Origin of the sequence: Weizmannia sp. FSL K6-3076, from assembly GCF_038007245.1 — a bacterium.
Classification (GTDB): domain Bacteria; phylum Bacillota; class Bacilli; order Bacillales; family Bacillaceae_C; genus Weizmannia; species Weizmannia faecalis.
This window is the reverse complement of the sequence record NZ_JBBOWU010000001.1, coordinates 2,647,731-2,672,186: the sequence shown is the minus strand read 5'-3', so window position 1 is coordinate 2,672,186 and position 24,456 is coordinate 2,647,731. Positions and strand designations below refer to the sequence as shown.

Here is a 24,456-nt window from a genome sequence, read left to right as displayed (position 1 = left end):
GACAATGAAAATGAAACTGGCCGTACTGCCCGGCGATGGGATCGGGCCGGAAGTGATGGATGCAGCGATCCGCGTTTTAAAAACAGTGTTGGACAATGACGGGCATGAAGCCGTTTTTGAAAATGCGCTGATTGGGGGCGCCGCCATTGATGAAGCGGGGACGCCCCTACCGGAAGAAACGCTTGACATTTGCCGCAGGAGCGATGCCATTTTGCTCGGCGCGGTAGGGGGGCCGAAATGGGATCATAACCCGGCTTCCCTCCGCCCGGAAAAAGGCCTGCTCGGGCTCCGGAAAGAAATGGGGCTGTTTGCAAACCTGCGCCCGGTTAAAGCATATGCCACACTTTTAAACGCATCGCCTTTAAAACGGGAACGTGTGGAAAACGTCGATCTTGTTATTGTCCGCGAACTGACGGGCGGCCTCTATTTTGGGCGCCCGAGTGAAAGGCGCGGGCCGGGCGAGAATGAAGTGGTAGACACGCTTGCTTATACAAGGGAAGAGATTGAAAGAATTATTGAGAAAGCATTCCAGCTTGCCCAAATCAGAAGAAAAAAACTGGCATCCGTCGATAAGGCGAATGTGCTGGAATCAAGCAGAATGTGGCGCGAAATTGCGGAAGAAACCGCGAAAAAGTATCCGGACGTGGAATTGAGCCATATGCTTGTCGACTCAACTTCGATGCAGCTGATTGCAAATCCGGGCCAATTTGATGTCATTGTAACAGAGAATATGTTCGGCGATATTTTAAGCGATGAAGCGTCCGTGATTACCGGCAGCCTCGGCATGTTGCCATCCGCAAGCCTCCGTTCCGACCGGTTCGGCATGTATGAACCGGTCCACGGCTCCGCGCCGGATATTGCCGGGCAGGGAAAAGCCAACCCGCTCGGGACAGTGCTGTCAGCGGCTTTGATGCTCCGTTATTCGTTCGGGCTTGAGAAAGAAGCGGCGGCCATTGAAAAAGCAGTGGATGATGTGCTTCAAGACGGCTATTGTACAGGCGATTTGCAGGTGGCAAACGGAAAAGTGGTCAGTACAATTGAGCTCACAGACCGGCTGATCGAAAAATTAAATAACAGCGCAGCCCGTCCGCGCATTTTTCAATAAGAGGGCGTATCTTTCAATAAAAAAGGATTTGGCAAGTGGCAGTTTACAGCGGTGCACGTTTTCTGGATGGAAAAACAGCACGGATTTTTAATCATGAAAAAAGGAATTGGCAAAACGGAGATTGATCTCCAAAAAACGAAAAGCGGCAGATGGGAGTGATACGATGGCACCGAAAACGATTATCGATAAAATATGGGAAAACCATTTGGTCCACCGCGAAGAAGGGAAGCCGGACCTGCTCTATATTGATTTGCACCTTGTCCATGAGGTCACGTCCCCGCAGGCGTTTGAGGGGTTGCGGATAAACGGCCGCAAAGTGCGGAGGCCGGATTTAACCTTTGCCACCGTTGATCATAATGTTGCGACAACAAGGGGCCGGATTTCAAAAGACCCGGTCTCGAAAAAACAAATGTCCACTTTGGAAAAAAACTGTGGGGAATTCGGCATCCCGCTTGCCGGCATCAACCATCCGGACCAGGGGATCGTCCACGTCATCGGGCCGGAACTGGGGCTCACCCAGCCCGGGAAAACGATTGTATGCGGCGATTCCCACACGTCCACGCACGGTGCATTTGGCGCCATTGCTTTCGGAATCGGCACGAGTGAAGTGGAACACGTGTTGGCGACCCAGACATTATGGCAAAAGCGCCCGAAAACGATGCAGATCAAAATCAACGGCAAACTCGGGCCGGGCGTGACGGCTAAAGATTTAATCCTTGCCATCATTGCCAAATTCGGGATTGGCGTCGGCACCGGCCATATTGTCGAATACACCGGCGAAGCGATCCGCAATTTGTCAATGGAAGAGCGGATGACCGTCTGCAATATGTCGATTGAAGCAGGGGCCAGGGCAGGGTTGATCAGCCCGGATGAAACGACCATTTCCTTTTTGCGCGGAAGGAAATATGCGCCGAAGGAAGATTTTGAAGAAAAAGCGGCATACTGGCTCTCGCTGGCATCAGATGAAGGCGCCGTCTATGACAAAACGCTTGAAATGGATGCAGCAGAAATTGAGCCGCAGGTCACTTGGGGCACGAACCCTTCCATGTGCCTCCCGGTCAGTGAAAAACTGCCTGATCCGGCTGAAATCAACGATCCCGGCGAACGGCAGGCGGTTGAAAAAGCGTTGCAATACATGGGCCTTGAGCCGGGGATGAAGATTACAGACATCCCTGTCCAGCATGTATTTATCGGTTCATGCACGAACTCGCGGCTTGCCGATTTGCGGGCTGCAGCGGAAATTGTAAAGGGACGGCATGTAAGAGAAGGAGTCCGGGCCCTCATTGTTCCAGGGTCGCAAAGCGTGAAAGCACAGGCGGAAGAAGAAGGACTTGACAAAATTTTTACGGAAGCCGGGTTTGAATGGCGCGAGTCGGGCTGCAGCATGTGCCTTGCGATGAATGATGATATTGTCCCGGCCGGAGAACGATGCGCTTCAACATCGAACCGCAATTTCGAAGGCCGGCAGGGGACTGGCGCCAGAACGCATCTTGTCAGCCCGGAGATGGCCGCAGCCGCCGCCATTTACGGCAAATTTGTCGATGTCCGGAAGCTCGGCCAGACTGTGCCGGCCCGCTAAATGGCGGCATGCGCGCTGCTTCTTTTGCAGCAGGCAGCAGAAGAAAATTCATTCATCTATACGGAGAGAGGGGGCAAAAGCTAATGGAGCCATTTCAAACTTTTTCAGGGCTCGTATTCCCATTGGACCGAAAAAATGTCGATACCGACCAGATCATTCCAAAACAGTTTTTGAAACGGATTGAGCGCAAGGGATTTGGGGAATGCCTGTTTTACAACTGGCGCTTCGATGAAAACGGAAATAAAAGGGGAGATTTTCCTTTAAATGATCCGAAATACGAGGGAGCACAGATTTTAGTGGCAGGCGACAACTTCGGATGCGGCTCTTCACGGGAGCACGCGCCTTGGGCATTGCAGGATTACGGCTTTAAAGTGGTTATCGCACCAAGTTTTGCTGATATTTTCCATAATAACTGTCTGAAAAACGGGATTTTAACCGTAGAGCTGCCGGAAGAAGAAGTGCACGATTTGATTGACAAGGCACAGAGAGAACGGCTCGTTTTAACGGTTGATCTTGAAAAACAAGTGGTATTAACGGGAGAAAAGACCGTCCACTTTGACATTGATCCGTATCCGAAGAATATGCTGTTAAAGGGACTGGATGAAATCGGGCTGACATTATTGCTTGAAGATGAAATTTCAAAATTTGAAGCGTCTGAAAACGCAGGAGTGTGACGAGAACAATGGGGATTTCTTACAAACGAAAGACATTGTAGCAGCATTTGAAAACTTATTGCCGGTCGTGCACCGGACGCCGTTGAACGAATCGGCGACATTCAATGAAATGGCAGGAACAAGGCTTTACTTTAAAATGGAGAACCTGCAGCGCACCGGGTCTTTTAAAATCAGGGGCGCACTGAATAAAATTACGAACCTGGCAGGGGATGCGAGAAAAAACGGCGTGATTGCGGCATCGGCGGGCAACCATGCGCAGGGTGTCGCTTTTTCGGCAACGAAACAGGGGTTGAAGGCAAAAATATATATGCCGGAAAAAACGCCGCTTGCCAAAGTGTTGGCAACAAAGGCGTATGGCGCGGAAGTCGTGCTGACCGGCGAATCCTTTCAGGAAGCGTATGAAGCAGCTGTGTTGGACCAGCAAATCACAGGCGCAACGTTTATTCACCCGTTTGACGATTATGAAGTGATGGCCGGCCAGGGCACGATTGCCCTCGAAATGATCCAGCAATGCGCGGATCTTGATACGGTTGTGATTCCGGTCGGGGGCGGCGGTTTAATTGCTGGCATGGCCTGCCTCCTGAAAAATTATGATCCGAAAATCCGCGTCATCGGCGTGCAGTCCGAGGGGGCGCCTGCTGTTTATAACCGCTTTAAAGGGATGGGAAACAGTCGGCTCGAACATGTTTCGGGCATCGCGGACGGCATTCTTGTAAAAGAGACCGGCCAGCTGACTTTTCCGTTAATCAGCAAGTATGTGGATGATGTCGTGACGGTGAGCGATGAAGACATTGCCATTGCCATCATTTATATGCTCGAACGTGAAAAAATGTTTGTCGAAGGGGCAGGAGCGGCGGCTTTCGCGGCTGTATTAAGCGGCAAAGTTGGCGTTTCGGGAAAGCATATTGGCATTGTTGTAAGCGGCGGAAATGCTGATCTGGATAAAATCTCCCACTTCAAACGGCTGGCTGCGGCCGGCAAAAAAAAACATAAGGTTGTTTCGCTTTAGAACCGGGCACCAGCAGGCCGGGGCATGCCAGGCGTGTTCACCAGGCTTGCCCCGGGGCGCCTTTTCTTTAATGCAGGCCGAAAAGTGAAAAAACGATACAAAAAAACAGCATCCTTTGTTACACTGATGTAGGAAAGAGGTGAAGAGATGATTCAAACGGTATTATTTGATGTGGACGGGGTATTGCTGAGCGAGGAACGTTATTTTGACGCATCCGGCTTGACCGTCTGGGAATTGATACATAGCGGCCATTATTTAGGGCTCGCACCGGAACAATTTAAAACAGCCTTAACAGATGAGGAAATCAGGCGCATCCGGGCTGATGTTTTTCAGCATGATGAAGTGTTGCGGTTTTTAAAATCGCGCGGCATGAACGCCAACTGGGATATGATTTATTTGACGTTCACCTGCCAGCTGTTACATTTGCTTTCGCAAATAAAGGAAAAGGAAGCAGGCCGGATCCGCGGCTGGCTGGCGCGTGAAATCGATTATGAAACGCTTCATGAAATCCGCGGGGTGCTTGCACACTATCCGGTTGAAACCGACTACGGCATATTTTTAAACTGGTTTGCAAAGAGGCCCGAAACAAAACAGGATTTGTTGAAAGTGCTGGACCAGCTTGCTTATGAAATCTTCGGGCTTACAGATACGCAGCTTGGCAAAAAAGGCGCGCTCTGGTCGGTGTGCGAGCAGATTTCCCAGGAATGGTATGTCGGCGACCAAAATATTAAGGCCTCTACCGGGAAGCCGAGCGTGCAAACGGGGAAAAAAGGCTTTCTCGATGAAGAGATTCCGCTTGCCGAACCGGAAAAAATCGGTGCCTTGTTTTCCTTTTTGGCGGGGAAAGGGCTGAAACTCGGCGTCGGCACGGGGAGGCCGCAGCTTGAAACGTACGGGCCGTTCCGGGCGCTTGGCTGGCTGCCGCTGTTTCATGAGGCGCATATCGTGACGGCGGACGACGTTTTAAAGGCGGAAGAGGAGCTTGGAGGCCATACGCCGCTTGCAAAGCCGAATCCTTTTACCTACCTGCTTGCTTTAAAAGGGAAAAACACGCCCACCCGCGACTGTGCGGAATGCAGCCTCCCGCTTGAAAACGGGCAGGAAATCCTGATTGTCGGGGACTCGCTCGCGGACCTGCTTGCTGCAAAAAAAATAGGTGCCCAATTTGCCGGCATCTTAACCGGCTTGTCCGGAAAAGAAGCAAAAGCCGAATTTGAAGAACACGGGGCAGATTATATTTTTGAGAATGTAGTAGGCCTCAAAAACATATTTTTGTAGACTGCTGGGGTATGCTGAGGCATGCCTCTTTTTCGCAGGATATTCCGCGCCGTAAAAAACGGCAATTTCCGAAAAAATTTTTTGCAGGGAAACCTTACATGATCACTTTATTAATATAGTGTAATTTTTCCAGTTCCTCTATAAAAACGGGATGAAAAGTTTGAAAAAAATATTTTTAAATAAAATTAAATGTTGACTTTATTTTAAAATTAATGTAATATTTGAACATCACAAAAAAAGAAGCAGAAATCAAGGTGGAAACCCGTAAGAACCTTCATTTTGCGGAAATCGTTGAAGTCCTGAAAATAAAACAGAAACGGTGATCTTTTAATTCGGAATATTTCAAGGAGTGGGAAAGATGAAACAAGAAACTAAAGATTATGTAATTGACAGGGCATATAAAGCATCGGCCGGGGTAGCAAACGCTGTGCTCGTGACTTTGGGGCTGGGCCTTTTGTTTGAAACGTTCGGGAAATTCCTCGGCTGGGACGGCTTTTTGGCCATCGGGGCGGCGACGAAATCGCTGTTGGCGCCGGCCATCGGCGCAGGGATTGCATATCAGCTTGGCGGCAATACATTGGTCATTTTCAGTTCGATGGCTTGTGCGGCGGTCGGCGGAAATGCGATCGGCACCACCCAGGACGGCTTGATTACGATTGTCACCGGACAGCCTGTAAGTGCTGTGTTGGCTGCAGTTGTTGCAACGTGGGTCGGGAAGCGCGTGTCCGGCAAAACGAAGCTCGATATGATGGCAATTCCGTTTGCCGCCATTCTTGCCGGCGGTGTTGCCGGCGTTGGCCTTGCTGCTGTCACCACGCCGTTTTTGCAATGGCTGAGCGGTGAAATTACGGCCTCTGTACAAGGTTCGCCGCTTTTCGGTTCAATGGTTGTATCGCTCGTCTGGAGCATCCTGCTCATGTCACCTGCTTCTTCGGCCGCGCTTGCCATTGCGTTGCAGCTTGATCCGGTATCCAGCGCGGCTGCACTAATCGGCTGTACGGTCCAGTTTGTCGGTTTTACGGCAATGTCGCTGAAACAAAATGACTGGGGCGGCAATATTGCACAGTCCTTGATTACGCCAAAAGTCCAGTTCCCGAATTTGGTGAAAAATCCGCGCCTTGTCATTCCGCCGTTTGTTTCGTCGCTCATTTGCGCGCCGGTTGCAACGATGATGTTTCACTTGAAAGTGCCGTATGAACTCGGCGGGCTCGGCCTGAATTCATTAATTGCGCCGCTTAATATTCTCGCCAACCAGGGAACCGGCCCGCTACTTGCTTATGTTGCGGCAGGTGTGATTTTACCCATTTTTACGACGCTCGGCATCTATCATTTCCTTAAATTGTTCGGCTGGGCAAAAGCCGGCGACCTCAGAATGGAAGTCCAATAATACCGGAAAGTAAAGCCGGGCCGTACAAGCCCGGTTTTTGCCTGTATCCGAAAAAAAAAGCATTCACAGCGTTTTGCCGTGAATGCTTTTATTTATACTTCTACAAAAGGTTCTTCCTGAAAGGTATAGCCGGTTGCGAGTTCCAAAGTCTGGACGGCTTTAATGCCGATGATCTCTTTTAATTGGTCCAGCACTTGCCGGCTTGCGGTTTTATCGAGCGTGAGCACCATGATCGCTTCCCCACCGATTTCTTTCCGGCCCACCTGCATCGTGCCGATATTCGTGTCGTTGCTGCCGAGAATCGAACCGACCCGGCCGATCATGCCCGGGATGTCCAGATGCCGGATATAAAGAAGGTGCTGTTCCGGGCGGAGATCGACGCGGTAATCGTTCAGCTTCACGATGCGGCCGCCGAACCCGTTAATGATCGAAGCGCCGATATTCACTTGTTTGCCTTTTTTATACAGCGCCAGTTCCAGATAATTGGAAAAGCCCTTAAGCGACGCATTGCGCTGCAGATTGTATGTCAAGCCCTGTTCCTTTAAGAGATGAAGGGCATTGACAAGATTGACGGTGCTGCCGAGGTGGCGCGCCAGGATCCCTTTGATGATCGTTCTTGTCAGCAGTTTTGTATCTTCATCCAAAAGCTCGCCGGCGTACGTAATTTCAATTTTTTCCGGCGCTTCATCCAAAAGCTGGATGCCGAGCTGTGCCACCTGTTCGCCAAGAAGGAGGAACGGTTCCATCCGTTCGCGGTTTTCCCCGGAAGTTTGCGGCATATTGATGGCATTGCGGATTTCCTCAGATTCAAAGATATGGATGATTTCGTCGCTGACATCCGCCGCCACCCGGACCTGTGCTTCGCGGGTCGACGCGCCGAGATGCGGGGTTACAATAACATTCGGCAGTTCCAAAAGCCCTGGTGTGATGTCCGGCTCGTTTTCAAAAACGTCCAAGGCGGCCCCTGCAACGCGGCCTTCCTGAAGCGCCTGAAGCAGCGCCTGTTCGTCAACGAGCCCGCCGCGTGCGCAATTGATGATGCGGACACCTTTTTTCGTTTTTGCCAAAAATGCTTCATTGATCAAATGCTTCGTTTCTTTCATTAGCGGCGTATGGAGCGTGATGAAATCAGCCCGGGCGGCAATTTCGCCAAGCGTTGCTTTTTTGATGCCAAGCTTGGCCGCGCGTTCTTCGGTTAAATACGGGTCGTACCCGAGCACGGCCATTCCGAATGCTTTTGCCCGTTTCGCCACTTCTGTCCCGATTTTGCCCGTTCCGATTACGCCGAGCGTTTTCTTGAAAAGCTCGACGCCTTTGAACTTTTCGCGCTCCCATTTTCCCGCGGATGCGGACTTGTGTGCCTGCGGGATATTGCGGGAAAGGGAAAGCATCATGGCGAGTGTATGCTCCGTTGCGGAAATCGTGTTTCCTCCCGGCGAATTGACGACAATAATCCCTTTTCTCGTCGCAGCATCGACATCAATATTGTCAACGCCGACCCCGGCCCTTGCAATGACGCGCAAATTGCCGGATGCCTCAATGATGTCTTTTGTCACTTTTGTTTGGTTCCGCACAATCAGCCCGTCATACTGGCCGATCCTGGCTTTTAAATCTTCCGGCGCAATGCCCGGCTGGTGCTCAACTAAAAAATCTTTGTGCGCATACAGTTTTTTCAAGCCTTCTTCGCTTACTTTATCCGTTACTAAAATTTTAAACATGCGCTTTCCATGCCTCCTCCGCTTTTTTCACTGCAATGCCGAATGTATCCTTTCCGTTCAGTTCGTGTACCGCCATTTCCAGCGCGGTTAAAACGTTGATCACGTCAAAAGGGGTGCTGTACCCCATATGGCCAATCCGGAAAATTTTTCCCTTCAACTGCTTTTGCCCGCTTGCGACAACCATTGAAAAATGATCCTGCAAATATTTTTTGATTGCCCCGGCCTGTTCGCCATCCGGTTTCAACGCTGTGACGGTCGGCGAAGCATCCGCGTCGTTTTCGACAAGGAGCGGAAGGCCCAAAGCTTTCACGCCGGCGCGGGTCATATCGCGCAAAATTTCATGGCGCTTGATGACATTGCCCCAGCCTTCTTCCTCAATCATCCGGCACACTTCTTCCGCGCCAAACACGAGGGAAACGGGCGGGGTGAACGGTGTTGTCACGGCTTCATCATATGAATCGATATACCGGTTCAAGTCGAGATAAAACCGTTTTTCCGGTCCGTTCTTGATTGCCTCTTTGGCCCGTTTATTGACGGCGACAAAGGCAAGGCCCGGCGGCAGCATGAGCGCTTTTTGCGAACCGGAAACAAGGATATCAATCTGGTAATCTTCCATATCCGCGGGCACGCCGCCAATGCAGCTGACGCCGTCAACGATATACAAGGCATCGGTCAGCCGTTTTACAACGGCGCCAAGGTCTTTCACCGGGTTCAACACCGAGGTGGATGTTTCGCAATAGGTGGCAAAAACCGCTTTGACCGGATCTTTTAGCCCCTTAAGGAACGTTTCCAGCTGTTCCGGGCGGCAGGCGGTTCCCCATTCTATATTGAGGCGGTGGACATGGGCGCCGTATGATTCGCAAATGGATGCAAAACGCTCCCCGAACACGCCGGTGACAACGACAACGACATGGTCGCCTTCATGGACAACGTTGCAGACGGCGCTTTCCAGTGCGGATGTCCCGCTGCCGGCAATGACAACCACCGGTTCTTTTGTGCCAAAGACCGGCATCAGTTTTGTCGCCACTTGCTTCAGGCTATTTGAAAAGACTTCACTGCGGTGGGCGACCATAGGCTGGTTCATGGCCTGTTTTACACGGTCCGGTACGGGTGTTGGACCTGGTGTGAATAGCGATTCCTTACAAAAAAGCATGAGTACGTCAATCCTCCAATATAAAATTAAAATAAAACGTCCCTCCGCCACAAAGAAATCCTTGTGGAGGAGGGACGTCATGTACCGTGGTGCCACCCTCTTTTGCTGCGTACGGCAGCCTCTGGGAAAATAACGGCATATGCCGGGTGCGGCCTACATCACTTTCGGCCGGCCAGTTCAGAAGCGCTGGGCATTGTATCAGCAAAAGCATCGGTTCGCAGCAACCACCGACTCTCTGCGGCTTTTTGCAAATACGCCTTCTTCATCATTACTTTTCGAATATCATTTTGCTCTGTGCTAAATATTCTAACAGCTGGTTTTAGTTCTGTAAAGGGAAAAATGAAATAATTTAAAAATCATCGTATTTTTTGATTCGCGCAAAAAGGTTAATAACCTTTTTTGTAGTCGACAAGATGAATGTCCGGCTTGCCGCCAGCGAGGTACCGTTTTAAATTCGGGATGAAGATATCCCGGACAACCCGTTCGTCGTAATGTTCGGTTGAGCCGGCGGTGTGCGGGGTGATGATCACATTTTCCAGCTCCCAAAGCGGACTGTCTTCAGGGAGCGGTTCCTTTTCAAACACATCCAGCCCGGCGCCGGCAATTTCGCCGGAGGCAAGGGCATCGGCCAGTTCTTTTTCATTTGCGATTTCCCCTCTGCCGATATTGATAAAAAATGCAGACGGCTTCATGCGGGCAAATGCTTCTTTCCCGAATAAATGGTACGTTTCTTTCGTAAGCGGCAGGCAGACGGCGACATAATCACAAAGCGGAAGCATATCATGGAGCTGCCCGTTGGTATACATTTCGTCTACAAACCCGGCAGGCGCACCGGAACGCCGCACGCCCAGCACTTTCATCCCGAAGGCTTTGGCAATTTTTGCCGTTTCAAGCCCGATTTCCCCGACACCGATAATGCCGATCACCTTTTCGTGCATTTCCAGTTTTAACCCGGCATGGTCCCATTTCTTTTTCGTTTGATATCTGACATATGTATGGATTTTCCTTGTCAATGCCAGCATCATTGCAAAAATGGTTTCAGAAATCGGATAGGCGTGGATGCCGCTTGCGGAAGTCAGAAAGAGCCCCTTTTTCTCAAATTGTTCGAGCGGGAAACTGTTCACCCCCGCACTCCAGCTTTGAACCCAGCGGAGAGCGGAATCTTCCGATAATGCATCTTTTTCCATTTTTTTTCGAAAGCTCGCAATCACTTCAGCTTTCTTCACTTCACTCTGCCAATGCGCCGGATCTTTTCCGGCCAGTATGCGCCATTCCGGAACCAATTTCCTGATTTCATCAAGCAGGCCGGGGGCAAGATTTTCTGCAATAATCATGGTTCTTTCCGCCATCAAACTCCCTCCTTTATTCCATTAAATCATATATTCGATATACCGTAAAAATTTCCTGCTTTTTCTGGTAATTCCTGCCATAAACTTTTCACATTTGCAAAAACCGCCATCCCTTCAGCCTGTAAGCCTTATCAATTATTTGCACGCATGTTTCCAGGTATAAAGCCCTATGAAAAAGTGACTAAAAGGTACGATAAAAGAATTAGTGATATCCGCTATGAAAATGATTAAAGGAGTTGCCCTGTTATGCGAAAGATGGTAGAAAAACATGTACGATGGAATATGAAAGCGAAATTGATTGTTTCTATCCTCGCGATCCTGCTCGTTCCATCTGTACTGATCGGATATTTTTCAATAAAATCAGCAGGAAGTGAAGTCCAATCGCAAATGCTGAATGCCGCTACGGAAAATGTCAATCTGTTGCAGAATATCATCCATGATGCGATCCAGCCGCGCATGGACGATGTGGATTATTTTTCTAAAAGAATTTCGGCCCAAACGGAAAAAAAACCGTCCGAAATCAAGTCGATGTTCAGCCAGTACGCAGACCTGCATAACAATGTCCTGAATGTTTTTGTTGGGACATCATCCGGAAAAATGATGATCCAACCTGATAGAAACGTGCCTGCAGGTTATGATCCAAGGCAAAGGCCGTGGTATAAGGAAGCGATGGAACAGCCCGGAAAAGCGATTGTGACAGCCCCGTACCAGGACGCGACCACGGGGGAAACGATTGTCACCATTGCCAAAACGACGCAAGACAACTCCGGGGTTGTCGCAGTTGCCCTGAAAATAAGTGCGATCCAAAAAATGGCAAAAGAAATCAAAATCGGGAAAAACGGGTATGCGGTGCTTGTAGACCCGGCCCGCCGCATCGTCGTGATGCCGGGAAGAAAACCGGGGGCGTATGCAAAAGAAAAAGTGTATGATACCGTATTTAACCATGTTTCTGGACATACTTCCTATACGTATCAGGGGAAGGAAAAAATGATGATTTATACAACCGACAGCCTGACGGGTTGGAAAATCGCGGGCACAGTGTATGCCGATGAGGTCGGCAAAGCTGTACAGCCGATCATTGACCGGATGATTCTTGTCATCGTCATTTTTCTCGTTCTCGGTACGGTATTAGCCTATTTTGTCATCCGGTCTGTGACACGGCCGATTAACCGCCTGAAAGAAGCAGCATTAAAAATTTCCTCAGGGGACTTAACAGAGGAAATTGATATCCGGAAAAAAGATGAAGTCGGTGAACTGGCTGTAAGTTTTAAAAAAATGCAGGACCGCCTGCGCGACCTTCTCGACCAGGTCGATAAAAGCGCGGAGATGGTCGTTTCCTCTTCCGAAGAGCTGAAGGCAAATGCGGAAAATACAACGCAGGCAAGCCATGAAATCAACTCCGCTGCTGCCCAGATTGCAAGCGGTGCGGAAACACAGACGAACGGCACGGAAAACAGCGCCCAGGCGATGAGCGAAATCGCAAAAGCAATGGAAAAAGTAACCGACAGCACGATGGCGATTTCCAGCCTGTCCAATGCCACGCTTGAACATGCGAAACAAGGCGGCGAGGCTGTCCGTGAGACGGTTGCACAAATGAAGTCCATTGCCGGTTCTGTCGCGCAATCTAACGCAAAAATCCAGGCACTCTTTGAAAATTCGAAGCAAATCAGCCAAATTACAGAAGTGATAAAAGGAATTGCGGCCCAGACGAATTTGCTTGCTTTAAATGCAGCGATTGAAGCGGCAAGGGCGGGCGAGCACGGAAAAGGGTTTGCGGTCGTGGCAGACGAAATCCGGAAATTGGCCGACCAGTCGCAAAACTCGACCAAAGAAATTGAAAAGCTGATTACGCAAATCCAGCATGATACGGAAGATTCCGTCCGCGAAATGGAACAAGTGTCCAAAGATGTGGAAGCCGGCGTGTCACGTTCCAAAGATTCGATCGGAAAATTTGACACGATCATGAACGGGATGAAAGAAATCACACCGCAAGTAGAAGAAATGGCGGCGATCTCGGAAGAAATTTCCGCCTCCGTCCAGGAAGTGACTTCGACTGCGAACGAACTTGCCCAAATTGCTGAAGAAAATGCGGCGGCAACCGAAGAAATGGCCGCTTCCATTGAAAGCCACCTGAAATCGATGGATGACATCAGCGATTCGGCCAGAGCGTTGTCCTATCTGGCGGAGTACTTGCAGGAAATGGTGAAGAAATACAAGTTTTAAAGAAGAAGCGCCCAAAGCAGGAATCTAGGCTTTGGGCGCTTTTTTTGGCGCATGGATTCAACTGAAAACGGGTTCCGCCCGGGCAAAGCAAAAGGCAATGCAAGTGCGGGAATTTTGGGGGATGAATTTTGCCCGCCGCACAACGGCCGTGGCAGTTGCCACGCGAGAAAACGATGGAGCAGCGGCCACAAAAGGGCTTCGGAGCGCCGGCAAAATATTTTCGGTGACAATGGCTCCGGCGTCCTTTAAAATAAAACTATGAATCGGATGAACAAATTTTTTGAAAAAGGAAATGACCTTATATGGGGGGAGAGAAAAGCATGCATCAATATGTCAATTGGCCTGATGTGGTTTTTCAGTTGGGCTGGCTTATTTTTCTCTGTGCCGCCGGATTTGCGATTTATAAAATCTTGAAAATCAGGAAAATGAAGAATCAGCATTTGAAAAAATAGTGCAGGAACGGCTCTGGGCCTCTCCGGAGAAAGGGCTGCAGGACGGGCAAAAACGGGAGGAAATGGGATGGAACTCACAAAGGAACAATTTAAGGCCGATTTCGAAAGGATGCTGTCGGACTGCTTCACAATGGATGTGGAAAAATCTGATTTGACAGAACAGTATGTTACACTCGGAAAATTGATCGGTTCATATGCAGCGAAAGAATGGCGGAACACGAATCAGCGTTACTTGGAAAAAGGGGAGAAACAAGTTTACTATTTTTCAATGGAATTTTTGCTCGGCAGGATGTTGAAAAGCAATTTGTTCAACCTTGGCATTCTCGATACAGTCCGGGCGGGGCTTCAAGAAATGGGGATGGAACTCGAGGCATTGGAACAGGTGGAACTGGATGCCGGGCTGGGAAACGGCGGCCTTGGCCGGCTGGCAGCTTGTTTCATCGATTCAATGGCGACACATGCGATCCCCGGGCACGGAAACGGTATCCGTTTTAAGTACGGGCTTTTCAGGCAAAAATTTGTCAACGGCTACCAGGTTGAACTGCCTGAAAACTGGCTGCGAAACGGCAATGTGTGGGAGACACGCCGGCTGAACAAGGCGGTAAATGTGCGGTTTTACGGCAACGTCCGGCTTGAGAAAGATGCATCGGGGCATTTTGTTCCCCATTATGAAAATGAGGAAATTGTACTTGCCGTGCCGTATGATACCCCGGTAATCGGTTACGGGGACAATACGGTCAACACTTTAAGATTATGGTCGGCGGAAATGCCGCTTGAGGATGCGAACACGGAGTACCATGCTTTTATTCAGCAGCAAAGCCGGATCGAAAGCATTTCGGAAGTGCTGTATCCTGACGATTCCAATTATGAAGGGCGTCTGTTACGTTTGAAACAGGAATATTTTTTCGTCTCAGCAGGCATTCAAAGCATTATCCGCACCTATAAAAAACGCGGCCTGCCGATGTCCAATCTCGCCGAAAAAGTCGCCATCCACATCAATGATACACACCCGGCATTATGTGTCCCCGAACTGATGCGCATTTTACTGGATGAGGAAGGGATGGGCTGGGAACCGGCATGGGATGTGACGGTAAAAGTGCTCAGCTATACCAACCATACCATTATGTCCGAAGCGCTGGAAAGCTGGCCGACAGATATGATGGCACAGCTTTTGCCGCGCATTTATCAAATCATTTGCGAAATTGACCGCCGCTATATAGAGGATATGGCCCGTTTGTATGACCGGGATAAGATTGAGCGGACAAGGGTGATTTCGGACGGAAGCGTGAAGATGGCACACCTTGCGATCATCGGGAGCCACAGCATCAACGGGGTGGCAAAGCTCCATACGAATATTTTGAAAGAAAAAGTGCTTCGTGACTTCTACTGCATTTTCCCGTCCAGATTTAACAATAAAACAAACGGCATTACTCACCGGCGCTGGCTGCTGCTTTCCAACGAACCGCTGCGCAGTTTTATTGACAGCAAAATCGGCAAGGAGTGGGCGACAAAGCCGACAGACCTGAAAATGCTGGAGCCTTTTCGCCGGGATGAAAACGTCCTGCGGCAACTTGCGGAAATCAAACAAATCAATAAGCAACGGCTGGCAGACTATATTAGGAAAAGGACAGGGCTCGCCGTCTGGACAGATGCCATTTTTGATGTGCAGGTCAAACGTTTCCATGCTTATAAAAGGCAGCTTTTGAATCTTTTGCATATTTTAAGCTTGTATTTTAAATTGAAGGATGATCCGGGAGCAGATATTTACCCGCGCGTTTTCATCTTTGGCGGCAAAGCGGCACCGAGCTACACTTACGCCAAGGAAATCATTAAGTTGATAAACGCCGCAGCGGATCTCATTAACCATGACCCGGCAGTCAGGGATATGCTGAAGATCGTTTTTATCGAAAATTACGGTGTGTCGCTGGCCGAGCGGATCATCCCGGCGGCTGACGTGAGCGAACAGATTTCACTCGCATCCAAGGAAGCGTCCGGGACGAGCAATATGAAGTTTATGCTCAATGGCGCGGTTACATTGGCCACGCTGGACGGTGCAAATGTGGAAATCCGCGACCTCGTGGGGGAAGACAATATTATTCTCTTCGGGCTGACCGATCAGGAAGTTTTCCAATATTACCATGACCGGTCTTATCATTCTTATGATTATTATAAGAACAATCCGGTGCTGCACCGTGTACTCGATGCGCTGATTGACGGCTCGATTCCCGGTGTGCAGGCGGAAGGGCGGGACATCTTTGATTCCCTCATTAAATATGGTGATGAGTTTTTTGTTTTAAGAGATTTCGAGGATTACGCGCTGGCGCAGAAAAAAGTGGACATGCTGTACCGCGATCCGCTCAAATGGCAGGAGATGGCATTGATCAATATCGCCAATGCCGGTGTATTTTCATCGGATTATACCGTGCTCAGGTATGCAGCTGAAATTTGGAACGTAAATAGCAAAACAAGACTTTTTTAGTGGACTGTCTCCCATCGCTGTAAGGTACGCGGGCTCAGCCCGGTGAAGCGTAGCCGCTTGGCGAATAGAAAAAGACGGCTTGCTGTATATTGTCCGGAATTCCCCCGCTAAAAGCGGCCGGCAAGGACCTGGCTGCTCACTTATGGGGGAACCGGGCATTCAGCAGCATAAGCCGTTTTCCGAACGGGAGAAAAAAGGGGGTGAAATTTCGTCTGAATCTTTGCTTTTTTTGCAGGGAAATATGCTGGCTTGGCGAATATCATTCAATAGATTTCCGGCAGGAGGGGGAGACGCGTGAAAAACATTTATTTTTTTACCGGTTTTCCTGGTTTTATCGCTTCGTCGCTGATCAGGCGGATGGCACAATTGGATTATCCGGCCGGGCACATTTATTTGCTTGTGCTTCCGGCGATGCGTCAAAAAGCAGAAGCGGAGATCGGGGGAATTTGCAAGAAAGCGGAAAATATTTCGAAGGAACAGTTCACCGTCATTGAAGGGGATATTACAAAAGAAGGGCTCTCGATTGAGGAAGGGATGCGCTTCAAGCTGGCAGAAGAAGTAACCCATGTGTTCCACCTTGCCGCCATTTACGATCTTGCGGTGAAACGGGACATCGCCTGGCGGGTGAATGTAACGGGAACAGAGAACGTAAACCAGTGGGTAAAAACGCTTAAAGCCTTAAAACGGTATGTGTATTTCAGCACCGCCTACGTGTCGGGGAAAAGGGAGGGGCGCATTTACGAACATGAACTCGACATGGGGCAGACGTTTAAAAACCATTATGAGGAGTCAAAATTTGAAGCGGAAAAGCGCGTTCGCGACATCATGGGGGAGGTGCCGGTTACGGTGATCCGCCCTGGGATTGTAAAAGGGCATTCAAAGACTGGTGAAACCATTAAATTTGACGGCATTTATTTTCTTTTGAATACGCTTACAAAATTTAAAATTTTTCCCGTGATTCCGTATTTCGGCGAGGGCACGGCGGAAGGAAATTTTGTCCCGGTCGATTACATTTTTGATGCCACCCTTTATCTTGCCCATGCACATGCCGAGACGGGAAAAACGTATCACCTTACCGACCCGCATTCGTACCGCATGCGCGAATTGTACAAAATGGTCATGGAAGCGTATCTCGGAAGAAAACCGCACGGGACCATCCCGCTATCGGTAATGGAATGGCTGTTTTCTATTAAGGCTTTCCGGAAATGGCTGAATGCGGAGCGGGAAGCCCTTGAATATTTTACATGCAAGGCAGAATATGACTGTAGCACGGCCCAAAAAGATTTGGAGGGGTCCGGGATTTCCTGCCCGGATTTCAAAGAGACATTGCCGGCAATGGTCCGTTTTTATGAGGCGCACAAAGATGACCGCGATAAGCAGCTGAAGATTGTTTAAAGAGAGGATTCCGTATGAATGCAGAGTCGATTCTGGCAAAACAGCAAGCTTTCTTTTATTCGGAGAAAACAAAGCCGTATGCATTCCGCATTAGGGCGCTTGAGGCGCTGAAAAAAGCTGTTATCCGGCATGAAAGGGCACTGTCGGGTGCGCTCCGGAAAGACTTGAACAAGTCGGCGTTTGATGCGTATGCAACAGAAATCGGCATTCTTCTGAGCGAGCTTTCATTTACATTGAAACATTTGAAAAGATGGATGAAACCGGAGCGGGCAAAAACGCCGCTCACCCATGCCGGTTCAAAAAGCATGATTATACTGGAACCGTACGGCACGGCGCTCATTATTTCGCCATGGAACTTTCCGCTGCAGCTCGCGCTTGTACCACTTGTTGGCGCAGTGGCCGCCGGAAACTGTGCAGTGATCAAGCCGTCGGAATACACGCCGCATACTTCAAAAGCTTTGAAAAAACTGGTGGAAGAAATATTCCCGGAAGATTTTATCGCCGTGATCGAAGGCGGGGTAGAAACGAGCCAGGCGCTTCTTGAACTGCCATTTGAGCCGTTCGGCGGCGTCGGGGCAAGCGGGATGGGCGCTTACCACGGAAAGGAAAGCTTTAATGCCTTCTCCCACCGGAAAAGTGTGTTACGACAAACAACCGTCTTCGACATCCCGTTCCGTTATCCAAATATGAAAAATGGGTTGACAAAAATAAAAAGATTTTTAAAATGAAGATTGACATTTTTTATTTTCAGCATTAAGATAATAATCAATCAATGGCAATGAAGAAGCGTAACCTTTGTGGATTCCGAAGAGAGCCGGTGGGTGGTGCGAACCGGTGATGACGTGCAGGCGAATGGGCTTCCGAGCTTCCAAACCGAAACGATTCCGGAGTAGACTTTGGCGAATGCCTTATCGTTACAAAAGGCAGGTATTACGGTTTTTCCCTGATACCGTCAAAGCCGGGCTGATTAAGCCAATAAAGGTGGCACCGCGGGTTCCCCGTCCTTTACGTGGATTGGGGTCCTCTTTATATTTTTTTAAAAAATGGGAGAGGGATTATGATGCAACTGAATCAGAGGCACTTTAACTGATATAAAATACGCGCTTCATGAATTAATTGAAGGTTTTTTTTATGGAGAAATGAAAGATATGGCTCACAAATATGCGAGTGAGCATGAGAAAACAAATCTTCCTTTTGGAATGTTGTGTGTAAACCACCACCATTTGCTGGGCGGAAAAAGCGCTTCTGTTTTTCATGTGGCAGCATGTGTAGAACTGATTATACTTGCCTTTAATATTTTAGATGACTGGCAAGATCAGGATCATCATCGCTCGCCATGGATGCAAGATCATGCAGGCCAATCATTGACGGTGGAAACGGCCTTTTTGTTGTTGGCTATGTCAAAATTGAATGGATTTTTAGGCAGTCAAAAAAATAATTTGGCTTTTCAACTAATCGTTGACCGAATAAATCGTTCCGTTCATGGTCAATTTGCTGATATTCGAAATGCACCATTGAAAGAAGAAGAATATATTGCAGTAATTAAGCAAAAATCAGGAGCACTTTGTGCGCTCGCTTGCTTGTGCGGAGCTATGCTAGCTGGTAATACTACTGATCTTCATTTAATAGGTGAGTATGCAACTGGAATAGGTATTTGTGCCCAGCTCGAGAACGATCTTGATGATGTTCTCCATTTGGGTGAAAAAAATGATCTAATTCACAAAAAATGGACACTGGCTACCATGTATCTCGCCCATCACCCAAGCCGAATCGGAAAGGCAGTGGCATCTTATTTTGAAAATCGGCTGTCTTTAGATCGATTACTAGCCATTCAATCATTGGAGGCATGGATTCAATCATCAGGTGTTATTCTCTATACAAGAGTTTTAATAGAAGCTGAAAAAATAAAAGCAAAAAACATTATTGATAAATTGTCCGTTGACGAAACCATTAAACGACAAATCAAGAGCTTTGTTGATGGAATTCATTTCAAGGCGGATATCCCAGGAGAAACTTAAGATTGTAAATCTTAGTTTTTTCCTTAATCTTTAGTTGGAAACATCATTTTAAAATATATAAATGGTATTATATGGATGATAGATGAATAATATGGGAGATGATAAGATGGAAACGTTTATTTACCAGTTGATGAAGCAACCACATCTGATTGAAGAAATTAAAGCGGGGACTTTTGATTACCCGGAATCTTTTACTGAAGAAGATAAATGTGCCGTATTGAATGCTATCAAAGGGGAGAACAGTCAAGATTATCGTTTATGGGCCTGATATAAAATGATTAGAATGCGCTTTCTTTTGCTAACTGGTTTATTTTTGTCGTTTATACTTGCTACGTATTTTGTGTTTGTTATTTTTAAGTATCCATACATAGGCATTATTGTCAAAAAGGCGGATCATCAAATCGTGGTGGACAGTGTAGATCCGTACGGGTGGGCTTCTGAACAGTCCATTTACAGGGGGGATGTTATCCGGCTTATTGACGGACGTTCTCCAACAAAAAAGCCATCCGTCCAACATAAGGAGATTATTAGTGACGCTAAGAAAATAACGATAGAACGCGGGAACCAGGATGTACAATATAAAATAGATAATCATCAGCCTGTTACTGGAATGATTTATTATTTTCTTGTTCCATCGGTTTTCTTTTTGGTTTGTTTTTCTTTAGGATGTTTTTTATTTAAATTTCTGGATAAAAACAAGTCAATTCCAGTCCTGATCCTTTTTTTAGCAGTAATCGCCCCCGTATTACTAAATATTAGTGCCAATTCCCGAATCTACAATTGGAGCAGGTATACAGTGGGGATATTTATGTGTATCAGTCTGGTATTGCTGCTACATTTTTTGCGAAATTATTATCATTCCTCATCACGACTGGTTTCAAACCATGTGCTTTCTTTTCTATATTTAGGCGCCGGACTTGTTTTGATAAACCGGGTAATCGCCGCCGATTATCCGCTTGAACTGTTTTTTGTGCCCGTTGTCTTTATCATTCTTATGATCTCTGTTTTTCGATTATATTATCAAACGAAAAACAGTGAGGTGAAAAAATCATTACAGGTGCTTTTTACGGGTATCTTCCTTGCCCTTATGCCATTTGTCACACTTTACGCACTTCCAATCGTCATTTTCAAGGATTCAATCATGCCATGGGAGTGGACAACACCTTTTCTTGTTTTTTTACCAATTACAACGGGCTATTTGGTGCTGACTTATAAAATGATTGATTTGTCCTTTATTATCAACCGGCTGCACTATTATTGCTTGATGAGCCTAATGATAATGTCCGTTATTTTAACGGGAACGCTCGCTTTTGATCCGGGTAAACTGTCGGGCAATATATTTAGGATTACACGCCTGGCTCTGTTCGTTTTTACTGTTATACTGTTGTTTTTATATATAAAAGATTATGTCGAATACCGGTTTAGAAAAATTATGTTTCCAAAACGGCAGGATTTTCAAATGAGCTTGAATCGTTTTTTGCAATGGATGAAGTCGGAGCATAAGCTGGATAATTTAGCTTTTATTTTGAAACGGGAAATTGAAAACTGTCTGCCAGCTAAGGAAGTGACTTTAGTAAAGGTCGATCAGAAAGGGGAAGCTATTTCTTTACTCGACAATCGCAAAGTGAGTGTGGCACGTTATCACTGGCTGGCGAATGAGAGCACGGAACGTCTTCAGGCGGATGCGCACGGGTTTAAAATGAACTTGTATCATGACAAAAGCGGCACGATTTTTTTATACGGACGTTGGAAAATGCGAAGAAAGCTCAATCCCGATGAAAAAATTTGGCTCGAGACGCTTTTGAACTATGCACAGGTTGTGATTGAGAATCAGAACAAGGCTGAAGATCTTATCGGATTATTAAGCTTGGAAAAAGGCCGGTATTTGCTGCCGCATACAGTAAAAAAAGCAATTTTCAATATTTCAGAGCGCGAACGCAGGCAATTGTCAAGGGATCTGCACGATACGATCATACAAGAGATGCTGGCACTGGCGAGGGATGTTGATATAAAAAGTGCTGGTTGTGCTGACCCATTTGTGATTGACATGCTGTCCGAAATTCGTGTGGGCATTTTAAATAACATTAAAACATTGCGGGAAATCATTCATGATTTACATCCCGAATTTATTCACAAAATGGGCTTGCCTCTTGCTCTGAATCAATTATGCATTCAAGTGCAAAAACAATCATCATTTGCTTTACATATGCATATCGATCAGTATTTTACAATTTTTGATCGTGAACTTGAAATCAACATGTACCGTATTGTCCAAGAACTGTTAAACAACGCGATCAAGCATTCCCAAGCGGAGCATGTAAGCTTAATTTTGGCTGAAGAAAGCACGAAGTATGTTCTGATTTACGATGATGATGGGATTGGGATAGACAAAGATATACTCAAACACCAGCCTCATTTCAGCACGATGGGATGGCCAGGTTTAAACGGGCGTGTAGCCATTACCGGCGGGCAATTAAACATGGACTCACTTAAAACAGGAAACGAAAGGAAAGGGCTACATTTAGAAATTGTCTGGCCAATCAGCCGAGGTTTATAAATAGCCAGTTTTACAAGGAGGAGTATAATGATGGCGTCCATACTTGTCATTGATGATCATCGTTTAGTGGCAAGCGGTACGAAGAGTTTGCTGCAAAACGCAGGATTTGAAGCGGAAGCCATTTTTTCTGCTGATTATTTAAAAGAAAAGATAGAGAGTGCGAATTATGATGTTTTTCTTATTGACTGGAGTTTTCCTGAAGTGAACGGTCTGGAAATATCAAAAAAAATAATCAAATTACAGCCGCAAGCTAAAATTATTATTTATACGGGTTTTGATTCAGAACTTGCTATTGTGTTGGATCAATTAATTGAAGAAGGCATTTCCGGGATTATCAGTAAAACGGCCTCAGTGAATACATTAATTAACGCTGTCCATGCCGTTATCAGTGGATATAGCATTTTTCCAAATACCCTTGTGAAAGAGTCTGTTTACACCCTCCGGTTGAAAAAGGAAACTGAAAATCTGTTTAGTGAAAGAGAAATAGAAATTATTGAGTGTTTAATTGACGGTGATACGAACAAGGAAATTGCTGCTAAACTTTACATCACTCAACGTTCTGTAGAGTATCAGCTGCGCTCCATTTATAAAAAATTGGGCATTCATTCCAGAGAACAAGTGGCGGATAGAGTAAAAGAAATGAGGATTATTTCGCCTGATTCATATAAAATTCATGGATAGAGCGGATTTGCAAAGAATTCCGCTTTTTTGGTATTAGCCACCAATGTTTGGGCAGCAGCTGTCCACTTTTTTTCGGTGTTACCACACAAAAATTTCGGTGATACCCCGCAAAGATTTCGGTCATGCCACACAAAAATTTCGGTGACAATGGCTCTTTTGTCAATTAAAATAAACGTGTCATTTTTTAGGCACTTTTTTGACAATTAAGGATCCCCTCAGTGCAAAGTAAATTAGGTCATTTGTACTGTGTGTTGGTGATGTCTTTTTTTATATCAAATTTGATTGGAGGATGAAAAGTTGATCGAAGCCAAGGACATCTCCGTTTCAATTGGAGGAGTACCCGTGCTGCATGCTGAGTCAGTACGTTGCAATTCCGGAACCATGACAGCTCTCGTTGGTCCCAGTGGGTGTGGGAAAACCACACTTCTGCACTGCCTTGGGTTGTTGCTCCCGGTGGATCAAGGCCAGATTTTATTTAATGGAAAAGATGTTACAAAGTACAATTCATCGGCACGACGCAAATTTTGGTGTGATCACGCAGCCTTCATACTTCAAGATTACGGAATCATGGATGAGGAGTCGATTGCTTTCAATGTAACCATGCATGCAAGTATGTTTGGTCGGCGTTTCAGGGGAAATCGCGAACGCTTGGCGAAGGTACTTGAGCAAACAGGTTTACAGGGCCGGGAAAAGGAGCTGGCCGGTCACCTAAGCGGAGGAGAAAAACAGCGATTAGCTTTAGCGCGTGCTGTTTACAAGGATGCGGAGCTTCTATTTGTTGATGAGCCTACTGCTTCTCTTGACGCAGTCAATCGGAAAAAAGTCTTCCATTTGTTGGTAAAATTTGCTCTGAGTGGTCGTACAGTGATTGTGTCAACGCACGATTCCGAGATGATTAACGCATGTGGTGCCAAATATGAAGTCGGTTCTAACAGTTCATTACATAATCCGTCTTCTACTGATTTAACTGGTAATATGGGAGAAACCTTATGAAGCCGGTTCATAAGAAAATTATTGGTGTGGTTGTCGGTTTGTTGCTAATAGTGGGAGCGCTTGCGTTACTGAACGGCTGGTTCTCAGGCTCAGAGGACACGCATCCGCCGTGCAATCAGCTGCCGACTGTGTCGAAGGTAGATGAGGCGATTGCTAGCCATCAAAAACTTACTAAGGAGATAAAATCAATAGGGGATGACATTACAGTTGAAGTGGGGAGGCCTTGCTCCAAAGACCAGAACCGGGGACTGGTCATGGTGAAATATGGTACAAAAACTGAGCGTAAAGCGATTGATGATCTTCTCAGCCGTCGAAACGGGTTCGGGGTCCCGGTATATCTGGTGAAGAACTAATGCCTATTTCCACCGTAGGATGACTTTTTACATTAGGAAACAGCATGGCAATA

The 24,456-nt window shown here is 47.2% G+C and carries 19 protein-coding genes and 1 other annotated feature; of the genes, 16 read left to right on the top strand and 3 right to left on the bottom strand.

Annotated elements, in window-relative coordinates:
- Positions 1-4: 4 nt before the first annotated feature.
- The 6 genes from leuB to NSS95_RS12820 all read left to right on the top strand — a co-directional run bounded on the left by leuB (position 5) and on the right by NSS95_RS12820 (position 7,032).
- Positions 5-1,105, top strand: a complete 1,101-nt coding sequence (gene leuB, locus NSS95_RS12845) for a 3-isopropylmalate dehydrogenase (protein ID WP_029141661.1) — start codon at positions 5-7, stop codon at positions 1,103-1,105.
- A 163-nt stretch (positions 1,106-1,268) separates the two neighbouring features.
- Positions 1,269-2,684 (top strand): 3-isopropylmalate dehydratase large subunit, encoded by a 1,416-nt coding sequence (gene leuC / locus NSS95_RS12840; protein WP_061577558.1) that lies wholly within the window; start codon positions 1,269-1,271, stop codon positions 2,682-2,684.
- A gap of 83 nt (positions 2,685-2,767) precedes the next feature.
- Positions 2,768-3,358 carry a 3-isopropylmalate dehydratase small subunit gene (gene leuD / locus NSS95_RS12835; protein ID WP_340713941.1) on the top strand — a complete coding sequence of 197 codons (591 nt, stop codon included), beginning with the start codon at positions 2,768-2,770 and terminating at the stop codon, positions 3,356-3,358.
- Entirely contained in the window at positions 3,315-4,367 is a 1,053-nt protein-coding gene (gene ilvA / locus NSS95_RS12830; protein ID WP_237349397.1) for a threonine ammonia-lyase, read from the top strand. The genes leuD and ilvA overlap by 44 nt, the downstream gene beginning before the upstream one ends.
- A gap of 147 nt (positions 4,368-4,514) precedes the next feature.
- On the top strand, positions 4,515-5,645 hold the full coding sequence (locus NSS95_RS12825) for an HAD family hydrolase (protein WP_340713940.1): 1,131 nt from the start codon (positions 4,515-4,517) through the stop codon (positions 5,643-5,645).
- Between the two features lie 358 nt (positions 5,646-6,003).
- Positions 6,004-7,032 carry a PTS transporter subunit IIC gene (locus NSS95_RS12820; RefSeq protein WP_340713939.1) on the top strand — a complete coding sequence of 343 codons (1,029 nt, stop codon included), beginning with the start codon at positions 6,004-6,006 and terminating at the stop codon, positions 7,030-7,032.
- A 92-nt stretch (positions 7,033-7,124) separates the two neighbouring features.
- Here the strand turns inward: NSS95_RS12820 and serA are convergent, their stop codons facing one another.
- From serA to NSS95_RS12805, 3 genes are all read right to left on the bottom strand, one after another.
- Positions 7,125-8,750 (bottom strand): phosphoglycerate dehydrogenase, encoded by a 1,626-nt coding sequence (gene serA, locus NSS95_RS12815; protein ID WP_029141658.1) that lies wholly within the window; start codon positions 8,748-8,750, stop codon positions 7,125-7,127.
- The gene (locus tag NSS95_RS12810) at positions 8,743-9,903 is read right to left on the bottom strand and encodes a pyridoxal-phosphate-dependent aminotransferase family protein (RefSeq protein ID WP_340713938.1); all 1,161 of its coding nucleotides are present in this window, start codon (positions 9,901-9,903) and stop codon (positions 8,743-8,745) included. The genes serA and NSS95_RS12810 overlap by 8 nt, the downstream gene beginning before the upstream one ends.
- 386 nt (positions 9,904-10,289) lie before the next feature.
- Entirely contained in the window at positions 10,290-11,252 is a 963-nt protein-coding gene (locus NSS95_RS12805) for a D-2-hydroxyacid dehydrogenase (RefSeq protein WP_161655389.1), read from the bottom strand.
- 246 nt (positions 11,253-11,498) lie between these two features.
- Between NSS95_RS12805 and NSS95_RS12800 the strand changes: the two genes are divergently transcribed.
- The 10 genes from NSS95_RS12800 (at position 11,499) to NSS95_RS12755 (ending at position 24,403) form a co-directional block, all read left to right on the top strand.
- Positions 11,499-13,475, top strand: a complete 1,977-nt coding sequence (locus NSS95_RS12800) for a methyl-accepting chemotaxis protein (RefSeq protein WP_340713937.1) — start codon at positions 11,499-11,501, stop codon at positions 13,473-13,475.
- A 519-nt stretch (positions 13,476-13,994) separates the two neighbouring features.
- Complete coding sequence (locus NSS95_RS12795) at positions 13,995-16,406, top strand: glycogen/starch/alpha-glucan phosphorylase (RefSeq protein ID WP_340713936.1); 2,412 nt, start codon at positions 13,995-13,997, stop codon at positions 16,404-16,406.
- 294 nt (positions 16,407-16,700) lie between these two features.
- A complete protein-coding gene (locus NSS95_RS12790; protein WP_014097329.1) occupies positions 16,701-17,801 on the top strand; it encodes an SDR family oxidoreductase in 1,101 nt (366 codons plus the stop codon).
- 14 nt (positions 17,802-17,815) lie between these two features.
- Positions 17,816-18,529, top strand: a complete 714-nt coding sequence (locus tag NSS95_RS12785) for an aldehyde dehydrogenase family protein (RefSeq protein WP_340713935.1) — start codon at positions 17,816-17,818, stop codon at positions 18,527-18,529.
- A gap of 41 nt (positions 18,530-18,570) precedes the next feature.
- Positions 18,571-18,810 (top strand) — a binding site (T-box leader).
- 130 nt (positions 18,811-18,940) lie between these two features.
- Positions 18,941-19,819 (top strand): polyprenyl synthetase family protein, encoded by an 879-nt coding sequence (locus tag NSS95_RS12780; RefSeq protein WP_233896595.1) that lies wholly within the window; start codon positions 18,941-18,943, stop codon positions 19,817-19,819.
- A gap of 106 nt (positions 19,820-19,925) precedes the next feature.
- The gene (locus NSS95_RS12775) at positions 19,926-20,087 is read left to right on the top strand and encodes a hypothetical protein (RefSeq protein ID WP_014097332.1); all 162 of its coding nucleotides are present in this window, start codon (positions 19,926-19,928) and stop codon (positions 20,085-20,087) included.
- 6 nt (positions 20,088-20,093) lie between these two features.
- A complete protein-coding gene (locus NSS95_RS12770; protein ID WP_340713934.1) occupies positions 20,094-22,376 on the top strand; it encodes a sensor histidine kinase in 2,283 nt (760 codons plus the stop codon).
- A gap of 30 nt (positions 22,377-22,406) precedes the next feature.
- Positions 22,407-23,057: a response regulator transcription factor gene (locus NSS95_RS12765; RefSeq protein WP_225620915.1), complete on the top strand. Its 651-nt coding sequence runs from the start codon at positions 22,407-22,409 to the stop codon at positions 23,055-23,057.
- Positions 23,058-23,354: 297 nt separating this feature from the next.
- Positions 23,355-24,050, top strand: coding sequence for an ABC transporter ATP-binding protein (locus NSS95_RS12760; RefSeq protein ID WP_014097336.1), 696 nt, complete (start codon positions 23,355-23,357; stop codon positions 24,048-24,050).
- A complete protein-coding gene (locus tag NSS95_RS12755) occupies positions 24,047-24,403 on the top strand; it encodes a hypothetical protein (RefSeq protein WP_014097337.1) in 357 nt (118 codons plus the stop codon). Before NSS95_RS12760 ends, NSS95_RS12755 begins: the two co-directional genes overlap by 4 nt.
- Positions 24,404-24,456 lie beyond the last annotated feature (53 nt).

Bases quoted from the DNA above. Each gene is read 5' to 3' on its own strand.
- NSS95_RS12775 (WP_014097332.1), top strand. From the start codon at position 19,926: ATGGAAACGTTTATTTACCAGTTGATGAAGCAACCACATCTGATTGAA.
- NSS95_RS12800 (WP_340713937.1), top strand. From the start codon at position 11,499: ATGCGAAAGATGGTAGAAAAACATGTACGATGGAATATGAAAGCGAAA.
- NSS95_RS12820 (WP_340713939.1), top strand. From the start codon at position 6,004: ATGAAACAAGAAACTAAAGATTATGTAATTGACAGGGCATATAAAGCA.
- NSS95_RS12755 (WP_014097337.1), top strand. From the start codon at position 24,047: ATGAAGCCGGTTCATAAGAAAATTATTGGTGTGGTTGTCGGTTTGTTG.
- leuC (WP_061577558.1), top strand. From the start codon at position 1,269: ATGGCACCGAAAACGATTATCGATAAAATATGGGAAAACCATTTGGTC.
- serA (WP_029141658.1), bottom strand. From the start codon at position 8,750: ATGTTTAAAATTTTAGTAACGGATAAAGTAAGCGAAGAAGGCTTGAAA.
- NSS95_RS12785 (WP_340713935.1), top strand. From the start codon at position 17,816: ATGAATGCAGAGTCGATTCTGGCAAAACAGCAAGCTTTCTTTTATTCG.
- NSS95_RS12795 (WP_340713936.1), top strand. From the start codon at position 13,995: ATGGAACTCACAAAGGAACAATTTAAGGCCGATTTCGAAAGGATGCTG.
- NSS95_RS12805 (WP_161655389.1), bottom strand. From the start codon at position 11,252: ATGGCGGAAAGAACCATGATTATTGCAGAAAATCTTGCCCCCGGCCTG.
- NSS95_RS12810 (WP_340713938.1), bottom strand. From the start codon at position 9,903: ATGCTTTTTTGTAAGGAATCGCTATTCACACCAGGTCCAACACCCGTA.
- NSS95_RS12770 (WP_340713934.1), top strand. From the start codon at position 20,094: ATGATTAGAATGCGCTTTCTTTTGCTAACTGGTTTATTTTTGTCGTTT.
- NSS95_RS12780 (WP_233896595.1), top strand. From the start codon at position 18,941: ATGAAAGATATGGCTCACAAATATGCGAGTGAGCATGAGAAAACAAAT.
- ilvA (WP_237349397.1), top strand. From the start codon at position 3,315: ATGAAATTTCAAAATTTGAAGCGTCTGAAAACGCAGGAGTGTGACGAG.
- NSS95_RS12825 (WP_340713940.1), top strand. From the start codon at position 4,515: ATGATTCAAACGGTATTATTTGATGTGGACGGGGTATTGCTGAGCGAG.
- leuB (WP_029141661.1), top strand. From the start codon at position 5: ATGAAAATGAAACTGGCCGTACTGCCCGGCGATGGGATCGGGCCGGAA.
- NSS95_RS12765 (WP_225620915.1), top strand. From the start codon at position 22,407: ATGGCGTCCATACTTGTCATTGATGATCATCGTTTAGTGGCAAGCGGT.
- leuD (WP_340713941.1), top strand. From the start codon at position 2,768: ATGGAGCCATTTCAAACTTTTTCAGGGCTCGTATTCCCATTGGACCGA.